The 16,473-nt window shown below is 62.3% G+C and carries 11 protein-coding genes; 3 read left to right on the plus strand and 8 right to left on the minus strand.

Annotation, left to right across the window (positions count from 1 at the left end):
• The first annotated feature begins 152 nt into the window (after positions 1-152).
• Complete coding sequence (locus DSC91_RS32855; protein ID WP_115782670.1) at positions 153-1,286, plus strand: substrate-binding domain-containing protein; 1,134 nt, start codon at positions 153-155, stop codon at positions 1,284-1,286.
• Positions 1,283-4,114 carry an ATP-binding protein gene (locus DSC91_RS32860; RefSeq protein WP_115782671.1) on the plus strand — a complete coding sequence of 944 codons (2,832 nt, stop codon included), beginning with the start codon at positions 1,283-1,285 and terminating at the stop codon, positions 4,112-4,114. Before DSC91_RS32855 ends, DSC91_RS32860 begins: the two co-directional genes overlap by 4 nt.
• A 122-nt stretch (positions 4,115-4,236) precedes the next feature.
• On the opposite strand, the gene DSC91_RS32865 is transcribed toward DSC91_RS32860, so the two are convergent.
• From DSC91_RS32865 to DSC91_RS32880, 4 genes are all read right to left on the minus strand, one after another.
• On the minus strand, positions 4,237-4,950 hold the full coding sequence (locus tag DSC91_RS32865) for a substrate-binding domain-containing protein (RefSeq protein ID WP_115782672.1): 714 nt from the start codon (positions 4,948-4,950) through the stop codon (positions 4,237-4,239).
• An 11-nt stretch (positions 4,951-4,961) separates the two neighbouring features.
• Positions 4,962-5,645, minus strand: coding sequence for a 4-carboxy-4-hydroxy-2-oxoadipate aldolase/oxaloacetate decarboxylase (gene ligK, locus DSC91_RS32870; protein ID WP_115782673.1), 684 nt, complete (start codon positions 5,643-5,645; stop codon positions 4,962-4,964).
• A gap of 2 nt (positions 5,646-5,647) precedes the next feature.
• The gene (locus DSC91_RS32875; RefSeq protein WP_115782674.1) at positions 5,648-6,673 is read right to left on the minus strand and encodes an amidohydrolase family protein; all 1,026 of its coding nucleotides are present in this window, start codon (positions 6,671-6,673) and stop codon (positions 5,648-5,650) included.
• A gap of 89 nt (positions 6,674-6,762) precedes the next feature.
• On the minus strand, positions 6,763-8,064 hold the full coding sequence (locus DSC91_RS32880; RefSeq protein ID WP_115782675.1) for a gallate dioxygenase: 1,302 nt from the start codon (positions 8,062-8,064) through the stop codon (positions 6,763-6,765).
• Between the two features lie 749 nt (positions 8,065-8,813).
• Between DSC91_RS32880 and DSC91_RS32885 the strand changes: the two genes are divergently transcribed.
• Positions 8,814-10,778, plus strand: a complete 1,965-nt coding sequence (locus tag DSC91_RS32885) for a beta-galactosidase (RefSeq protein ID WP_115782676.1) — start codon at positions 8,814-8,816, stop codon at positions 10,776-10,778.
• A 45-nt stretch (positions 10,779-10,823) separates the two neighbouring features.
• Here DSC91_RS32885 and DSC91_RS32890 read toward each other — a convergent pair whose 3' ends face one another.
• From DSC91_RS32890 to DSC91_RS32905, 4 genes are all read right to left on the minus strand, one after another.
• The gene (locus tag DSC91_RS32890) at positions 10,824-12,785 is read right to left on the minus strand and encodes an alpha-galactosidase (RefSeq protein WP_175171810.1); all 1,962 of its coding nucleotides are present in this window, start codon (positions 12,783-12,785) and stop codon (positions 10,824-10,826) included.
• Positions 12,786-13,051: 266 nt separating this feature from the next.
• On the minus strand, positions 13,052-13,456 hold the full coding sequence (locus tag DSC91_RS32895; protein ID WP_115782677.1) for a YybH family protein: 405 nt from the start codon (positions 13,454-13,456) through the stop codon (positions 13,052-13,054).
• Positions 13,453-15,063 (minus strand): bifunctional 3-(3-hydroxy-phenyl)propionate/3-hydroxycinnamic acid hydroxylase MhpA, encoded by a 1,611-nt coding sequence (gene mhpA / locus DSC91_RS32900; protein WP_115783595.1) that lies wholly within the window; start codon positions 15,061-15,063, stop codon positions 13,453-13,455. Before mhpA ends, DSC91_RS32895 begins: the two co-directional genes overlap by 4 nt.
• Before the next feature lie 65 nt (positions 15,064-15,128).
• Entirely contained in the window at positions 15,129-16,373 is a 1,245-nt protein-coding gene (locus DSC91_RS32905; protein ID WP_115782678.1) for an MFS transporter, read from the minus strand.
• Positions 16,374-16,473 lie beyond the last annotated feature (100 nt).

Below are 16,473 nucleotides of genomic sequence, written 5' to 3' on the forward strand. Positions count from 1 at the left end.
AGGGTATGTGCTTGAGGCTGCCGTCAGTTGCCTCAGCACTTACCCGCTGGCATGCGGCCTTCGGAATGTAGTATCGTGTTCGCAGGGTCCTCTGCGGGGTATCTGGCTAGATATTCAGTGCCGCCCGATCGACGGGGCCCGTGGGGAACAGCATGAGGGGCTTGCTTCTGGCGTGGGCATGCGCGTGCATGCCGTCGGTTGTCGCGGCGCAGGGTTTGTTGCCTGCCCCCGTGCCTGAAGCCTCGGTTGCCGCGAGGAACTATGTGGACGAGGCGAAGCGTGTCGTCGATGCTGCGGCGCAACCGGCTACGCCCTGGAACGGACCACGTGACGGACCACGCGCGCAGCCTGGGAAACGCATCGCGGTCGTCGCCCTGGATTTGCGCAATGGCGGCATCCTCGGTGTGGTCGACGGCGTGCTGGAGGCCGCCAAAGTCATCGGCTGGAGCGCGAAGATATTCGACGCTGGCGGCATGCCGGATCTGCGGCTGCCGACGCTGGCCAACGCGCTGGCCAGCCATCCGGACGGTCTGATTATCGTCGGCGACGACGTGCGTGCCCTGCTGCCCGCGCTGCGGCCTTTTTCTGCGCAGAACATTCCGATCGTCGGCTGGCACGTCGCGGGCCGCGCCGGCGCGGTGCCTGGCACGCCTGTGGCGATGAACGTCTCGACGGATCCGCTCGAGGTCGCGCGCGTCACCGCGCTGGCGGCCATCGCGCAGTCCGGCGGACGCGCAGGAGTCGTCATCTTCACCGACAGCGGTTTCCGGATCGCGCAAGACAAGGCGAACGCAATGGCCGCCGCCGTGCGTGCGTGTAGTGGCTGCACCTTGCTCGAAGTGTGCGACGTTCCCCTCTCGCGCAGCCAGCAACTCATGCCCGGCATAACGCGCAGCTTGCTCGCGCGTTATGGCAGACGCTGGACGCATGCGTTGGCAATCAACGACATTTACTTTGACTACGCCGCCCCCGTACTGACCCAGGCGGGATTGCCGGACACCGCCATGGCGATGCTGTCGGCCGGCGACGGGAGCGAGTCCGCCTTCCTGCGCATCCGGGCGCGCACATTCCAGACGGGCACAGTGGCTGAGCCCCTGAATCTGCACGGCTGGCAACTGGTCGATGAAATGAACAGACTCTTCGCAGGGCAAAGCGTCACGGGTTACGTGTTTCCGGTGCATCTCGTGACGGCAGGCAACATGGCTGCGGACGGCGGCGATCGTTTGCTCTACGACCCCGCCGACGGCTATCGCGACATCTATCGCCGCATCTGGGAGCGCCCGTGAAGCTCATCCTTCCACACTCGCTGACAGCGCAGTGCGCGCTCGTGGTCTCGTGTCTTGCCGCCCTGGTGGTCGCGGTCGGTGCCACGACGCTTTACTCGCTGGCCGGCTCCGCGCACGCGCTTCGCGTATTGGCCGACAATCGGCTGGCACGCATGGAGGACGCACAGGATCTGGCGCAGCACACGCTGATGATCGAGCGCCTGGCGCTACAGTTGTCGGGTGACCGCACGGCCGACGCCGTGCGCGAGACGCATCGGCACGTGCTCGAACGGTTGTCATCGTTCGACCGTCTGGTGGAAGGTCTTGCCTCCGCAACCTCGAGCGACGACCCCGGCGTCGACGCGTTGGCGCTGCATCGATCGAGCCAGCGTTTTCGTAATACGGTCAACATCGAGGCGCAGGTGCGCGAGAGCGCGCTGCGCGCCGGGGGCGCAGCCCCGTCCGCGCCGGCACCCGACGCGTCACTCGCGAGCCTCGACGATGATCTGCGCCGCCAGGCCGACGCCCTGGCCGTCGCGGCTCGCCTCCAATCGGAATACTTGACGCGCGACTATCGCCAGGCGGTTCAGAATCTCGCCGAAAGCTCGGATCGCACGCGCGCATGGGTGGGCGCGGAGGTTGCGATGAGCCTGCTGCTTAGCTGGCTGATAGCCCGCGTATTTCTCGGTCGTCATGTCGTGACACGGCTGCGCCGGGTTAGCCACACGCTGCGGCACGGTGACGTGGAGAGCGCGCAGACCAGCCTTCCGGTGCACGGGGACGATGAGATTGCCGACATGGCGCGGGCAGTCGAGCAGTTCCTTGAAGACCGGCGTCAGCGCCGGCAAGCCGAGGACGCGCTAAAGGAGCTCAACGCCGGACTCGAGGCACGCGTCGCGGAGCGGACGGCCGAACTCAGCAGGGCGCTTGAGGGCAGGACCGCGGAAATCGTCGAGCGCCAGCACGCCGAAGAGGCCGCGCGGGCAAGCGAGCGCTTCCTGAGCAGCATCATCGAAAACATTCCGGACATGATCTTCGTCAAGGAAGCGGCGACCCTGCACTTCGTGCGCTTTAACAAGGCGGCGGAACAACTGCTCGGCTACAGGCGCGAGGAACTCATCGGCCGATCCGTCCACGAGCTGTTTCCCGCGCACGAAGCGGAGTTCTTCGCGCTGAAGGATCGTGCCGTGCTGGATTCGCGGAAAATGGTCGACGTGCCGGAGGAGTCGGTCCGTACGCGCCACGGGGTGCGCTTCGTGCACACGATGAAGATCCCGATCCCAGATGCGCGGGGCGAGCCGCAGTTCCTGCTCGGCATCTCCCGCGACATTACGGAGCACAAGCGTGCCGACGAGGAGCTGCGGCGCTATCGCGAGCGTCTCGAAGAGATGGTCCTCGAACGAACAGCTGAACTGGCCGTCGCAAAGGAGCACGCCGATGCGGCCAACCAGGCCAAGAGCGACTTTCTCGCGCACATGAGCCACGAGCTACGCACGCCGTTGAACGGGATTCTGGGTTATGCGCAGATCCTTGGCCGCGACAGGAGCCTCGACCAACGACAGATCGACGGGCTCCGGGTGATCCAGCGCAGCGGCGAACACCTGCTTACGCTCATCAACGACATCCTGGATATGGCCAAAATCGAGGCCGGGAAGATGGAGCTCAACCTCTCCGACGTTCCGCTCGACCGGTTCATCTCTTTCATTGCCGAGGCGATCGGGGTGAAGGCAACGGAAAAGGGGCTGGCCTTCGCCTGCGAGATGGCCCCTGATCTGCCCGCGGGCGTGCGCGTCGACGAAAAACGGCTGCGCCAGGTTCTGCTCAATCTGCTCTCCAATGCGATTACATTTACCGAAGAAGGAAGCGTGCGTCTGAGCGTCGGTTTCCTGCCGCCAGCACGACTGCGTTTCGAGGTGCAGGACACAGGCATCGGTATTGACGAAGCACATCTGGAGGCAATCTTCAGGCCTTTCGAACAGGTGAGCGGCGCGCGCCACCGGTTGGGAGGCACGGGGCTGGGCCTCGCCATCAGCCGGCAGCTCCTGCGTTTGATGGGCAGCGAGATTCAAGTCTTGAGCCGCCGCGGCGCCGGCAGCACCTTCTCATTCGAACTGAACGTCTCGGCGGCGGTGCCTCATGCTGCTGTCGTCGCGCCGGTGCGGACGATAGGCGGCTATAAGGGAGCGCGCAAGACGGTCCTGGTCGTGGATGACGTGGCGGAAAACCGCGCCGTGGCGGTCGATATGCTGAGCCAGTTCGGATTTGCCATGGCGGAGGCGGGCAACGGAGTGGAAGCGCTCGAGAAAGTCGAATCCCTGCGGCCGGCGCTCGTCCTGATGGACGTTGTCATGCCGGGCATGGACGGGCTCGAAGCCACACGCCGCCTGCGCGAGATGCCAGAGTTCCGGGATCTGCCCGTCGTCGCAGTCTCCGCCGGCGCCTCGGGGGCCGCTGCTGCCCAAAGCCTGGCAGCCGGTGCGAATGCCTTCCTGTCCAAACCGATCGACTTCGATGAGCTGCTATCAAAGGTCGCGGCTCTCCTGAATATCGAATGGAGCGACGAGGCTTCCAGGGCGGAAGTCGCAGGGCCAGGTGAGTCGGCAGCGCCTGCTGCCGATTCTTCCATCGGGACTTTGATCGCGCCGCCGCCTGAGGAAATCGAAGCGCTGCATCGTCTGGCGCGACTCGGTGACATGCAGGCCATCGCCCAGCACGCCACCCGCCTGCCCGAACTCGACGAGCGCTTCCGTCCGTTCGCCGATTATCTTTGCCGGCTTGCAAAGGATTACCGGTCCAAGGCAATCCTCAGCTTTGTCGAGCGATATCTGGAAAAGAGGCAAGTCCCATGACTGCCGCGTCAAGGACGGTTCGGCTCCGTTCCTTGCGTTTGAAGACCAGCCTATGGTTCGTGGACGTACAGCGGCTTCGCAAGGGCTCGTCCTCGCCTTTCAGATTGCGCGCTTGCAAGCCGTCAACCTTGTACGGGCTCCATTCCGTGATTCACCTTGTCCGCATCGTTAGCGGGAGAAGACAGGAATTCGAGAAACGCCATGGCCGCTTCTCGCCTGGTCGTCGTGTTGCAGATGGCGGCTGAAAAAACAGTAACCGCCTGAATGGAGGCGGGAAGCATCCCGATCACGTCGATGCCGGGTTGGTGGATGAGCTCACTGAGCTGTTGAAAGCCGATTTCGACTTTGCCCTCGGCTATCAGACTGCCAACCGGTACGCCGGGCGAGGCTTCGACGATGCGCGGCCCGTTCTGGTCTCCGGCAACGCCCCACCGTCCAAGCAGGCCGATGACATGAGTCCCGCTGGGGCCGGTCGAATAGCCGACGCTGCGTGCGCGTAGAACCGCGTCGCGTACCGCATCCTCCGAGCTGATGTCACGGTGCGGCTCGCCAGACCTGACCGCGACTGCTATGCGCGAGCGGGCGACATCCGTGCGGGTTTCAGCGATGACATGGCCACCGTCGATCAGCTTCCCGATGGCGTCTGACGCGAGAATGACGATATCGAAGTGCTCGCCATTCCTGACGCGGCGAGCCGCTTCGACGCCGCCAACTGACAGAACAGAAAGTGTCTGCCCCGATTCCCGCTGATAGGCGTCGGCAAGCTGCGTCAACACATGGCGTGTGGCCATGGATGAGACGATGGTTAGCGGCACGCTCTGGCTTTCTGACGACATGCTGGTCCCGGTTAGTCGATGTAGCGCAGGCCAGCCTGCTTCAGAGACTCCCGCATGTTGTACATGTCGAGCCCCAGCACGCCGGAGGCGAGCTTCGCGCGCTTCTCGGCCTCGTTCGCCTCGCGTGCGCCCGCTTTGTCGAGCACCGCATTGGCAGCGGCAGCCGGGACGGCCACGACACCGTCGAAGTCCGCCACGATCACGTCACCGGGGGCCACGAGCGCGCCCGCGCAGACGACCGGAATGTTGACCGAGCCTATCGTTGCCTTGATGGTTCCCTTCGCAGAAATAGCCTTGCTCCATACCGGGAAACCCATCTCCTCCAGAACCTTCGCATCGCGCACGCCCGCGTCGATGATGAGTCCCCTCGCGCCCCGTGCCTGGAAACTCGTCGCCAGCAGGTCGCCGAAGTAGCCGTCGGTGCACTCCGCAGTGATTGCTGCAACGACGATATCGCCAGGCTGAATCTGCTCAGCGACGACATGCATCATCCAGTTGTCGCCCGGATGCAGCAGGACCGTGACGGCCGTGCCGCATGCTTGCGCATGGGGAAAGATCGGGCGAATGTATGGTTTGAGCAGACCAGTCCGGCCCATCGCCTCATGAACCGTGGCTGAACCTAGCGCGCCGAGTTTGCTGGCGACGTCTTTGTCGGCACGTTCGATATTGCGATATACCACTCCCATCTCGTACATGATCAAACTCCCTTCGCCTTGAGTGCCGCGTCCAAACGCGGATAAACGCGTCGTGCGTTGCCTTCGAAAATTTTGTGCCGGGCTTCCGCGTCGATATTCGCGGCTTCCAGATAGCGCCTCGTATCGTCGAAATAGTGGCCTGTTTCAGGGTCGATCCCACGAACCGCGCCGATCATCTCGCTGGCGAAGAGGACATTGTCGACCGGTATGACACGGGTCAGGAGATCGATGCCCGGTTGGTGATAGACGCACGTATCGAAGAAGACGTTGTTCAGCAGATGGTCTTTGAGCAAAGGCTTCTTCAGTTCCTGGGCAAGCCCGCGGAAACGTCCCCAGTGATAGGGAGCAGCGCCGCCGCCATGGGGAATGACAAAACGCAGAGTCGGAAAGTCGACGAACAGATCCGAAGTCAGGCACTGCATGAACGCGGTCGTGTCGGCGTTCAGATAGTGCGCGCCGGTCGTGTGAAAGCACGCGTTGCAACTCGTGCTCACGTGAATCATCGCGGGAATATCGTATTCGACCATCTTCTCGTAGATCGGATACCAATATTTGTCGGACAAGGGCGGGCTCGTCCAATGACCGCCGGAAGGATCGGGATTCAGGTTGATGGCGACATTCCCATACTGCTCGACGCACTTCACGAGTTCGGGAATGCAGGTCTTGATGTCGACGCCCGGGCTTTGCGGCAACATCGCTGCCGGCGTGAAATGGTCAGGAAAAAGCTGGCTGACGCGAAAGCACAATTCGTTGCAGATTGCCGCCCACGTGTTCGAAATGTCGAAGTCGCCGATGTGGTGCGCCATAAAGCTGGCGCGTGGGCTGAAGATGGTCAGATCCAGTCCACGCTCTCGCATGAGCCGGAGCTGATTGCTTTCGATGGAGTCGCGCAACTCGTCGTCGCTGATCCGTAATTCGGATGGACTCGGCATCTCTGACGGGTTATTGATGGCTGCGATCTGGCGGTTCCGCCACGTCTCCAATGCTTTCGGTGCGGTGGTGTAGTGGCCGTGAATGTCGATAATCATCGTTATGTCTCTGGCGATGTTGGGCTGCGCAGGCAACCGCGGTGGTTGGTTCGTCGTTGTCGGGGTGGCTTATGGCGACTTTGGTTGGCTTATGGTTTCGTCGGAGCCGACTTGTCCCACGAGACGTTCTGACCGCTTTTCCCGGCCACGGAGTAGAGCGCGCCAGGCGCGTTACGCGTCTTCTGGAAATCTTCGAGTGTTTCGCCGCGCATTGCGGCGTAGATGTGCAGGTTCGACACGCCCGTCACCGCACCGAGCTTTTCGAGCATGAAGAAGATAACGCCGTAGTGGAGCAGCCCACGCCAGTCACGCCGGCGAATCAGGTCTCGCTCCTGCTGCGACAGTCCCGCTGCCTCGAAGCTCGCCTCTTCGTCGAGCTTGAACGCTTCGCGATGAGCGGGTTCGACCATGCGATGCAAGTAGTCGTTGATCCGATAGGCACGCACCGCCGTCTCGATCGAAAACGGGTAGGTGCCGGTGAGCTTGTCGACACCGGCCAGTTCGGTCTCCATCTTCTGACGATGGCGCTCGACGGTCGCCGGTCCGGACTCACTGTCCTCGCCTTCGTAGATGGCCGTTGCGATGCCGGCCATGGACGGCAGGTAATAGCTGCGATGCTTGCACACGACATTCGACGACAGCGCCCCACGCATGGTGAGCCACATAATCACTTCGGCACCTTCGTAGCCACCCAGTTCGGCATATTCGGCGAGGGTCATGTTCGCCAGTTGCTCGGGGTCGCGCTCGAACAGATCGAGGAAACGCTGATCCCATTCGGTGTTATTGAACCCGGAGCGCTCGCCGTGCACCTGATGCGACAGACCGCCTGTCGCCAGAATCGCGACCTTGATATCTTCAGGATAGCTTTCGATTGCCCGACGCAATGCTTGCCCAAGCTTGTAGAAGCGCCGCGCGCTTGGCACCGGCAACTGCAGAACACCCATCTGAAGCGGCACAAGTTTGATCGGCCATTCAGGCTTGTGAGGGCAGAGCATCGAAAGTGGCGAGAAGCAGCCATGATCGAGCGGCTTGTTCTGGAAGAACGACATGTCGAATTCGTCTGTCATCAGCGACTTGCCGATGTGCGCGGCGAACTCGGGATGTCCCTGAACAGCGGGGAGGTCGCGCGCGCCGCCGCCTTCGTCCGCGACGTGCCACTGCTCCCCGACGCCGAGTGCGAAAGCCGAGTAGTGGTCGAAAAAGAACGACGTGACGTGGTCGTTGTAGATCGCCAGAACGACATCCGGACGCTTCTCTGCCAGCCAGTCAGCCAGCGGCGCGAAGTTTTCGAAGATCGGCGCCCACACGGGGTCGTCACGCTTGTTCTTGTCGAACGCGAAACCGATTGTCGGGGTATGCGAAGCGGCTAGGCCGCCGATGATTTTTGCCATTGCAAGAAGTCCTATGACCTGCGTTTCGACGCTGGACGTGGCGTCAGCGCTGCGCGTTTGTCGTTGAATAAGCGCATGAGATATCAGGCCGTACACGCGTGTCAATTGGGCACTTTCATCCGCTCACTCGGGTGTTTAAGCCCTCAGCTAACTATTTTCCCGGTTGTGAAAGCGATTCGGCCTGGCGAAAGCGGGCTCGTCCGATAAATAGATTAGATGGCTTTGCTAGCCGAAAGCAACGCTATGGGAGGGTTGTCCCACTTGTGTAAATTGTTCGAAAATATGATGTTAATGGCAAATGTTAAGCACAAATCGTTCATTTTATGAATGATTTGCGAAGGCAAAGCATATAACCCGGTCCCATGGTCTTCTTGCCCCATTCCCTATTCACTGGCAGTTGAATTGCGACGCGGGCGAGGATTGCAAGATGTCGCGATTCCAGACCGCGGTTGCCATCATTTGCATTGCGGTACCGGTGCTGGATGGATTTGATTCCGGAATGATTGCGTGCGTAGCGCCCGCGCTTGCATCCGAACCGCACCTGCTGTCCGCACAAATGGGGCCGCTCTTTGCTGCGGGTCTGGCGGGCTCGCGGTCTGGACCCATTGCCGCGAGTTTGTCGACATGACGGCGAACGGAGGCTACGATTGTTTCTGTCGCGAATGGACCGACGCGGGCGGTTCGTGTTCCGTCGTCGTCCACGCATTCCGTTGTGCCGCGTCTCGATCGCATCTTGGGAAATGCAATCAATGGACACAAGAGAATTCTCAGCATTCACCGCGCTCTTGCCAGCCGGGTCGACAGCCGATATTTGCAATGACCCGAACAGCAGCCTGACCGAAGCTTTCGAGGTCGACATCCCAGGACCAACAGTCAGGAACGGACATGCTTTTTCTTTCGCTCAGGATGGCGAAAGCTTTCTGCTCGACGGCGAGCCTTTCCAGATCCGCAGCGGGGAGATGCATCCCGCCCGCATCCCCGCTGAATACTGGCAGCATCGTATCCTGATGGCCAAGGCGATGGGGATGAACTGCATCGCTCTCTATGTCATGTGGAATTACCACGAAACGAGTCCAGGTGTTTTCGATTTCCGCACAGGGAATCGCGACATCGAAGCATTCATCCGACTGTGCCAGCAGGAGGGGATGTGGGTGTTGCTGCGACCGGGTCCCTACATCTGCGGCGAATGGGATCTGGGCGGCATTCCGTCGTACCTGTTGAAGTATCCGGACATTCAACTCAGGACCGACGTCGCTAACGATCCTCGCTACATGTCGGCGGTCGCTCGCTACATCGGGGAGTTGGGCCCGCGCATCGAACCGCTGCTGGTGAGTAACGGTGGACCGATCCTGATGATTCAGATCGAGAACGAGTTCGGCTCGTACGCCAGCAACCCGGCTTACCTCGAAGAAGTACGGCAGCTCTGGCTTCATGAGGGTGTACAGGGGCCGTTCTATACGGAAGACGGCATCAGGCAGCTTGAACAGAATCGCACGAACGTCACCGGCGGCGCGATTGCGTTGAGCAATGGCGATGCAGAGCAAATCGCAGCCGTCCGGCAGGAATTTCCGGCCGTTCCGGCGATGGCCGGCGAAGTGTATCCAGGCTGGCTCACCCATTGGGGCGACGAGACTTTCAAAGGTGCCGCCGTCGATATCGCCGGCACGCTGGACGTGCTCATGCAACTGAGGTTGTCGTTCAATCTCTACGTCATTCATGGCGGCACCAGCTTCGGATTCTATGCCGGGGCAAACGTGGATGCCGATTCAGGCGAGTATCAACCCGACATTACCAGCTACGACTACGCGGCACCCATCAGCGAGCAAGGCGTGGCGACGTCGAAGTACATGAAGTACCGCGGCGTCATCGCCCGCTATCTTTCGACGCCGCTGCCCGATATACCCAAACCCATTCCGACGATCAGCCGCAAAGGAGACCAGGCCCTGATGCCGGAACTTTGCACGTCCATCTGGGATAACCTGCCTGCCGCGCTTCCGGCCGCGCAAACCGTCGATCCACAGCCGTTCGAGTTTTACGGCCAGGCGTTTGGTTTCGTGCTGTATCGCAAGAAGCTGCAGAGCTATCGCAATGGCGTACTGAATATCAAGGAAGTTCACGATTACGCGACCGTTTTTGTCGGCGAGCAATACGTGGGCGGCGTGTCGAGAGCTTTCGTGCCGGAACACGACGCGCAACCGCTGAATGTCACGCACCACGCGCCGCTTGTGGTTCCGCGTGTGTCGTTGTCGCCGGACAGCGACGTATCATTGGATATCCTTGTCGAGGGCATGGGCCGCGTCAACTATGGCAACGCGATGATCGACCGTAAAGGCATTCTCGGATCGGTCACGCTGCAGGATACGGGAGGCTCGAGCGACACGCTCACGGGCTGGGAAGTCTTCCTGTTACCGATGGACACCGCGTTTATCGCGAACCTGTGCACCGTTTGTTCGAACCCGCGCAAGGCCGGACTGTTCTTCAAGGCAATCTTGCCGCTGGATCAAATCGGCGATACCTATATCGACATGAGTGGCTGGACCAAAGGCGTGGTCTGGATCAACGGGCACAATCTGGGCCGCTACTGGAATATCGGCCCGCAAAAGCGTCTGTATTGTCCGGCACCCTGGCTGAGGCAGGGTGACAACGAGTTCATCATCTTCGATCTCCATCAGACGGAAGCGAAGCCGGTTGAGCTGGCGCGCGGGCTATCGTGAAGAGGGCACGGGAAGCCAACTCGCGGAAATCCGCGGCCACCTCGATTACGCTTCGACACCTGCCGGTACCAGCTCCAAAGTGAGCACTTCGAAAGGCGAGAGGGGGATAGTCCGCGGCTCGTCCGCGTCCAGCACCGGCGGAACATGCGAGGCATGGCCGTGCCACAATTCGCGCGTCAGGAATCGTCCCGCCGCGCCGGCCGGCAATTCCAATTGCCGCCGCAAATCGAGCACAAAGCGCTTCGCCCGGCTGTCGGGATTGCGCAGGGTGATGATCGCCTTGACCGGCGACCATGCCGCCCAGCCGTATACCTCGAGATCATCTGGCGCACCGCCAATCCAGTGACTGTCGCGCAGCACGTCGGCGTTCGCCCTGGCCCACCTGGCAGACCCGGCGAGAACGTCCCAGTCGCCGTTGCTCAGCAGCGACGGCGTGATGTACAGTTCCTGCAGTTGTGCGCCGCTGCCAAAGTACGAATGCACTTCATTTGCGAAGTCCTTGCCTTGAGCGGTGTTCAACCGATCGTTGCACTGCGCGTAGATGATGCCGTGGAGCATCAGCGAGTTGAGTGGAAATAGCGGACTCCTGACTACGACATTGCGATAAGTCTGCGCGTCGCGGTAAGTGATCCAGCGTTCGCGATTGCTGCCCACGCCGGCCAGGTCGTCGTCCTTGCCGCCGCGCCAGATCGAATCAGCGTAGCGCAGCCAGAACGGCGACGGATAGGTGCCGACGGTGAGGTTGATGAAGGTATCGGGTTTCGTCGCGCGGATGTCCTCGATCAACTGGATCGCCGCGTCCCAATCGCTGCTGAAGCGGCTGTCCGGGACCACCGTGCGGACATTTCCAGTCCCATCGAACTTGAAGTGATTGATGCCGTGCTCCGTGAGCAGTTCCATCACGGCTTCGTGGAAGCGTCGATAGTATTTCGGGCCGGAGAGCGCGAAGCGACCATCGGTGATCTCGTATCCTGCGGCGCGGCCCCGCGTCACGCGTTCCTGCCGCGTCGAGCCATAGCCGCCCCACGGCGACAGCCACACGCCGGGCGCCGCGCCGTACCGGGCGGCGGCGTCGCGCAGCGGCACGAATCCATGCGGAAAATCCCGGGCGAAATGCCAACTGCCGCTGTAGTCGTCCCAGCCGTCATCGAAAAGGAAGGAGTCGAGTTGTACGCCGCGTTTGTCGTGCAACTCGCGGCCGATGGCGTCGATACGTTCGAGTGCTTGCTGCTGCGTGTACGGCGTAAGGTAGCCGATGTCGTACCAGCAGTTGTAGTGCAGGAAGGGGCGGTACGGATGGGCTCGTTCGCGTTCGAGATAGGCTGCGAAATCGCGGCGCAGCTGGCCGTCGCGAGCCACGCCCGCCACCGCCGAGAAGATACTGGTCTTGCCCTTTCCCTGCGGCAGCGCCTGCGACACGATGAGCCTGACGGTGTCGCCGTGTACCTGGCTTTCCGACAACGGAAGCTCGAAACCGAGGTAGACGTTGTCCGCGATCACCGGTGTTCCCTTGAACTCGCCGCCGGCTTGCGCACCGGCTGCCTGAGTCTGCAACAGCGAAACGGTGGCAATGTGCTCGTCCTTGCCGATCGCGGTAATCGCCACTTGCAAGCGCAAGTACTGCGAGTTTTCGCGTTGCTCCACGCTCCACTCCACCCGCAGGCGATCCTGTTCGTCGCCGAGGACGGCATGCACGCGTCTGCCTGGGATCCGTTCTGCCAGCCGGGACGCCGTGGGATTTGCCGTCAGGATTTCTTCGTGCGGCGGCGCGAGCAGTTTCAGGTCGGCAACGCCCAGTGTGCGACCGTCGGCCAGCGATAGCGCAAACGGCGCGGTGACCGGCAGCGTGCGCACGTGCATGCGGTCGGTCAGGACGAAATCGGCCAGATGCTGATGCCTGATGGCCCAGTTCAAGGCGATCGCTGCGTTACCGAGAGAATGCCGGTCACCGTTTGTCTGGTACGCGGGCATGCCCGGATGCGTGGACGCGGTCTCTTTGGTGTGCATGGAATAAGCCCGGGATGAGGCGGGTGCCTGATCCATAGAATACTTTCAGTCCGTACGCGGGTGTATACGCAAGAATCATGGATCAATTCGGCAGTGCGTGGTGCAAATGGGCCTTTCCGTGAGAGTGGGAGCGGGCGCTTGTGCCAAGCGCTTCCTGGGCACGCCAGAACGCGGCAGCGCGCTGCATCGCTCCCGCCGCTACCAGGTAGCGCAGGCGGTCGCCCGAGCCGACAACTTGCGCGTACTGTACTCCTCACAGGTCTTAATCAACGCGGCGCCGATTCATCCCCAACAAGCGTCGACTGGAAATGCAGTAGACGCCAGTCGCCGGACCGTTGGCGCCAGACTTCACCGACATACGTGCAGGCGGACACTTCACGCGTCGCGTCGACCCGCAACCGCGCGCGCATGCGCTGAAACAAGCCGATGTACGCGATGTCGCCACCATCGGTGAAGCTGTTGATGGACGTCTGCACGTGCAGTACCTCCAGCGTCTCCGCAAAAAAACGGATGAGCTCCGCTTTTCCATGCACGAGACCCGTGGAATGCACGTAGACCAGATCGTCGTCCAGCAGGCTTTCCAGCGCGGACAGTTCGCCGCTCGCCAGCAGCGAGGCGCGCTGGCTGTCCCGCTCGATCACGGCGTGTCGCGGTAGCGTGGCCAGCTTCACGACGCCTCCTGTGCAAGGGCCGGTACGTTCCGGTTCCACGCCGACATGAGGTCGCTGACGAGGGCCGGCGCATCGCCGCTGCCGAACAGGTAAAAGTCAGGCCGCACAAGGACCGCGTTACGGCCCAGCTGCCGGAACCAGCGCGCGTAGGTGCCGTCGATGTCCTCGGCGTCACATCGTTTCCCGACGCCGATCACGGTTGCGCCAATGTCGCTCAGGAACTGGCGCTGTCCGGCGCTCAGCGTGTCGGACGGGTCGTGTTCGTGGCCGATCAGGACGAAGCCCGATCCCGCGAGATCGTCGAAGCGACCGACCCGGTCCCGATACCGGATATGCCCTTGCACGCCGAGCCATCCGGCGGTCTCGTCGCCTTCGCGAACGAGTGGGGAATGGCCCAGGCGCGGAGCGGGCTCGCGCTGCTCGCCCCGCCCGGTATCGCTGCGCAGTTGCCGATCGCGTTCCTCGGCCTGACGCGGATCCAGCACGCAGATGATCTGGCCGAGCATCACCGCAAACTCGACGAGCACGCACGCAGGTTCCCGCCGTTCCATCCCATAGCTGTCCAGCAGTGTCTCCGTTGCCCGGCCGCGCAGAACTGCATCGAGGCGCCATGCCAGTGCGGCGACGTCGCGCAGGCCCGCACAGAGCCCTTGAGCCGCAAAGGGCGGCGTGAGATGCGCGGCGTCTCCGGCGATCATCAGTCTTCCACGCCTCCATATCTCCGCAACGGCCGCGCCGAACGTATAGACGGCGTGGCGCTCCAGAACCGCGTTGGACGGTGTCCAGCCCCAGCGTTCCAGGCGCGCCCAGGCGGCTTGCGCATTGTTGTGCTCATCCTTGCGTTCGCCGTCGAGCATCATGAATTCGAAGCGGCGGCGCCCGGGGCCGCCGGGCACCATCGTGGTGGGCCGCTGCGGATCGCAGATCTGGATCACGTCCGCATTCCACTGCGAAGGGTCGCGTGGCAGCAGATCGACCACGAGCCAGTCCGCAGCAAAGCCCAGGTTCTCGAGCGACGCACCCATCGCATTGCGCACGAAGCTGCCGGCGCCGTCGCATCCCACGACGTAACGTGCCGCGATATGAAGCGGTTCGCCTGCCGTGTCTCCGGTCGGCCGTGTTTCGAGCACGACCTTGTCGCGATGCTCGATCGCGCCCACGACGGTGAGATTGCGATGAACCGTCACCTGCTGCCCATACGCGTGACAGACCCTGTCGTCGAGCAGACGTTCGAGATCGGGCTGGCTGAACCCGCAGCGCCTGGGCCAGCCCGAAGCACCGATCTCGTCGAGTCCGGGAAAGGCCGTCAGCAATTCACCCTTGCCGTTGCGCCATTCATAGACCTGACTCAGGCAGGTGGCGGCTTCGAATTCGTCCATGATCCCGAGCGACTGAAGGATGCGCAGCGCCTCGTGATCGAGACTCACGGCGCGCGGCAGCCCATACAGATCGGGCCAACGCTCTACCACGACGACCCGGTGCCCGTACTGTGCGAGCTTCAACGCCAACGCTTGCCCCACTGGCCCGTAGCCGACGACGGCTACGTCGGCTATTTCGGTCACGTCCGCGGACAGGTTGTCGTCGTGATGCGCTGAGATAGATACCACTGCATGTCTCCAATAGGTGATTGTCGGTGCGGCGAAGGCGATGCCGGACGCCCGCAACGGATCCTTCAAGGCAAGGTGTTTGCCGGAGTCTCTTCGATATGCGCGGAGAGATGCGGCTCGCGTACGCCGAACGCCACGATCGCCGCGCCCACGGTGGTCGCGATCAACGCGATCACGGGAATGACGGTGATGCCCATCACGTGCGCGAGGGCACCGGCCATGGCGGGCGCCAATGCGCCGCCGACTATTTCGCCCAGACCGACCACGACACCTGTAGCCGAAGCGGCGAGCCGCGCGGGAACGGCGGCGCTCGTGAGCGGGCCCACGGTGATCGCAACGGCGCCCGAGTTCATGAACGTGATGATGAACAGTACCGCGAAGAGCTTGAGCGGCTCGGCGCCGATTGTCGGCAGGACCCATAGCGCGGCCAGTTCCGTGACCAGCGCTATCAGCAGCATCGGCTTGCGCCCGAACCGGTCGGACAGCGCCGGAATCGCGACCATGCCGATGAAGCTACCGACGCCCTGACCGGTCAGCACCATGCCCATCTGATCCAGGCTCAGTTTGATGTGGTCGGTCAGGTAATTGGGCATGAAGGCGGACAGCGTGATCAGGCAGGTCAGATAGCACAGCATGGCCGCTGTGTTCACCAGCACGGCGCGGTGCGTGAGAACGGCGCGCCATTCCTTCGGCACTTCTCGCGAGTCGGGCGCCGCGCGTTTCGGATCGCGCAGCACGCGCGCCATGACCACGGCGAGCAACAGGCCCGGCAGCGCGACTGCCGCGAACACGTAATGCCAGCTGGGCATCACCTTGAGCAGGCCGATGGCGATCACGGGACCGAGCCCCAGGCCGACAAGCGGCTGCGCCGTCTGCTGCAGGCCCACGTTCAGTCCGACGCGAGCCGGCTTCGACGCATTCACCGTCGCGACAATGCTGGCCGGCATATACGCGCCTTCCGCGAGCCCCATGACGGAACGGATGACGAGCAGGCTCACGAGGCCCGTCGCGAAGCCTGTCGTCGCGACCAGCAGCGAAAAGATCACCATGGCGGGCACCAGCACCCGTGCGGGACCTACGCGATCCGTGAGCCGGCCGCTGAGAATCGACGCCAGTCCCCAGGTTAGTGCAAGCGCCGCGGAGATCAGGCCCAGGTCCTGGTAACCGAGCCCGAGTTCCTTCTGCATCACCGGGAACAGCGGATTGATGATGAAGCGGTCGAGTCCGACCATTCCCAGGCCGAGTGCGAGCACGCTGACGGCCTTGAATTCGTATTTCGGATCGGGAACTGCGGCGGTTTGCGGTTGCATCGGGGCGTCTCTCCAGTGTCATGCAGGATGGTTGTTGTCGGATTGCGGGCAAAGTTCGCCCCTGCCGCGTCTTGCGCAGCATGTGGATCGTGGTGAGGAA

The organism is Paraburkholderia caffeinilytica, from assembly GCF_003368325.1.
In the GTDB taxonomy this organism is placed as follows: Bacteria; Pseudomonadota; Gammaproteobacteria; order Burkholderiales; family Burkholderiaceae; genus Paraburkholderia; species Paraburkholderia caffeinilytica.

Coding starts and splice junctions, on each gene's coding strand:
- DSC91_RS32855 (WP_115782670.1), top strand. CDS start 153: ATGAGGGGCTTGCTTCTGGCGTGGGCATGCGCGTGCATGCCGTCGGTT.
- ligK (WP_115782673.1), bottom strand. CDS start 5,645: ATGTACGAGATGGGAGTGGTATATCGCAATATCGAACGTGCCGACAAA.
- DSC91_RS32885 (WP_115782676.1), top strand. CDS start 8,814: ATGGACACAAGAGAATTCTCAGCATTCACCGCGCTCTTGCCAGCCGGG.
- DSC91_RS32890 (WP_175171810.1), bottom strand. CDS start 12,785: ATGCACACCAAAGAGACCGCGTCCACGCATCCGGGCATGCCCGCGTAC.
- DSC91_RS32905 (WP_115782678.1), bottom strand. CDS start 16,373: ATGCAACCGCAAACCGCCGCAGTTCCCGATCCGAAATACGAATTCAAG.
- DSC91_RS32865 (WP_115782672.1), bottom strand. CDS start 4,950: ATGTCGTCAGAAAGCCAGAGCGTGCCGCTAACCATCGTCTCATCCATG.
- DSC91_RS32880 (WP_115782675.1), bottom strand. CDS start 8,064: ATGGCAAAAATCATCGGCGGCCTAGCCGCTTCGCATACCCCGACAATC.
- DSC91_RS32875 (WP_115782674.1), bottom strand. CDS start 6,673: ATGATTATCGACATTCACGGCCACTACACCACCGCACCGAAAGCATTG.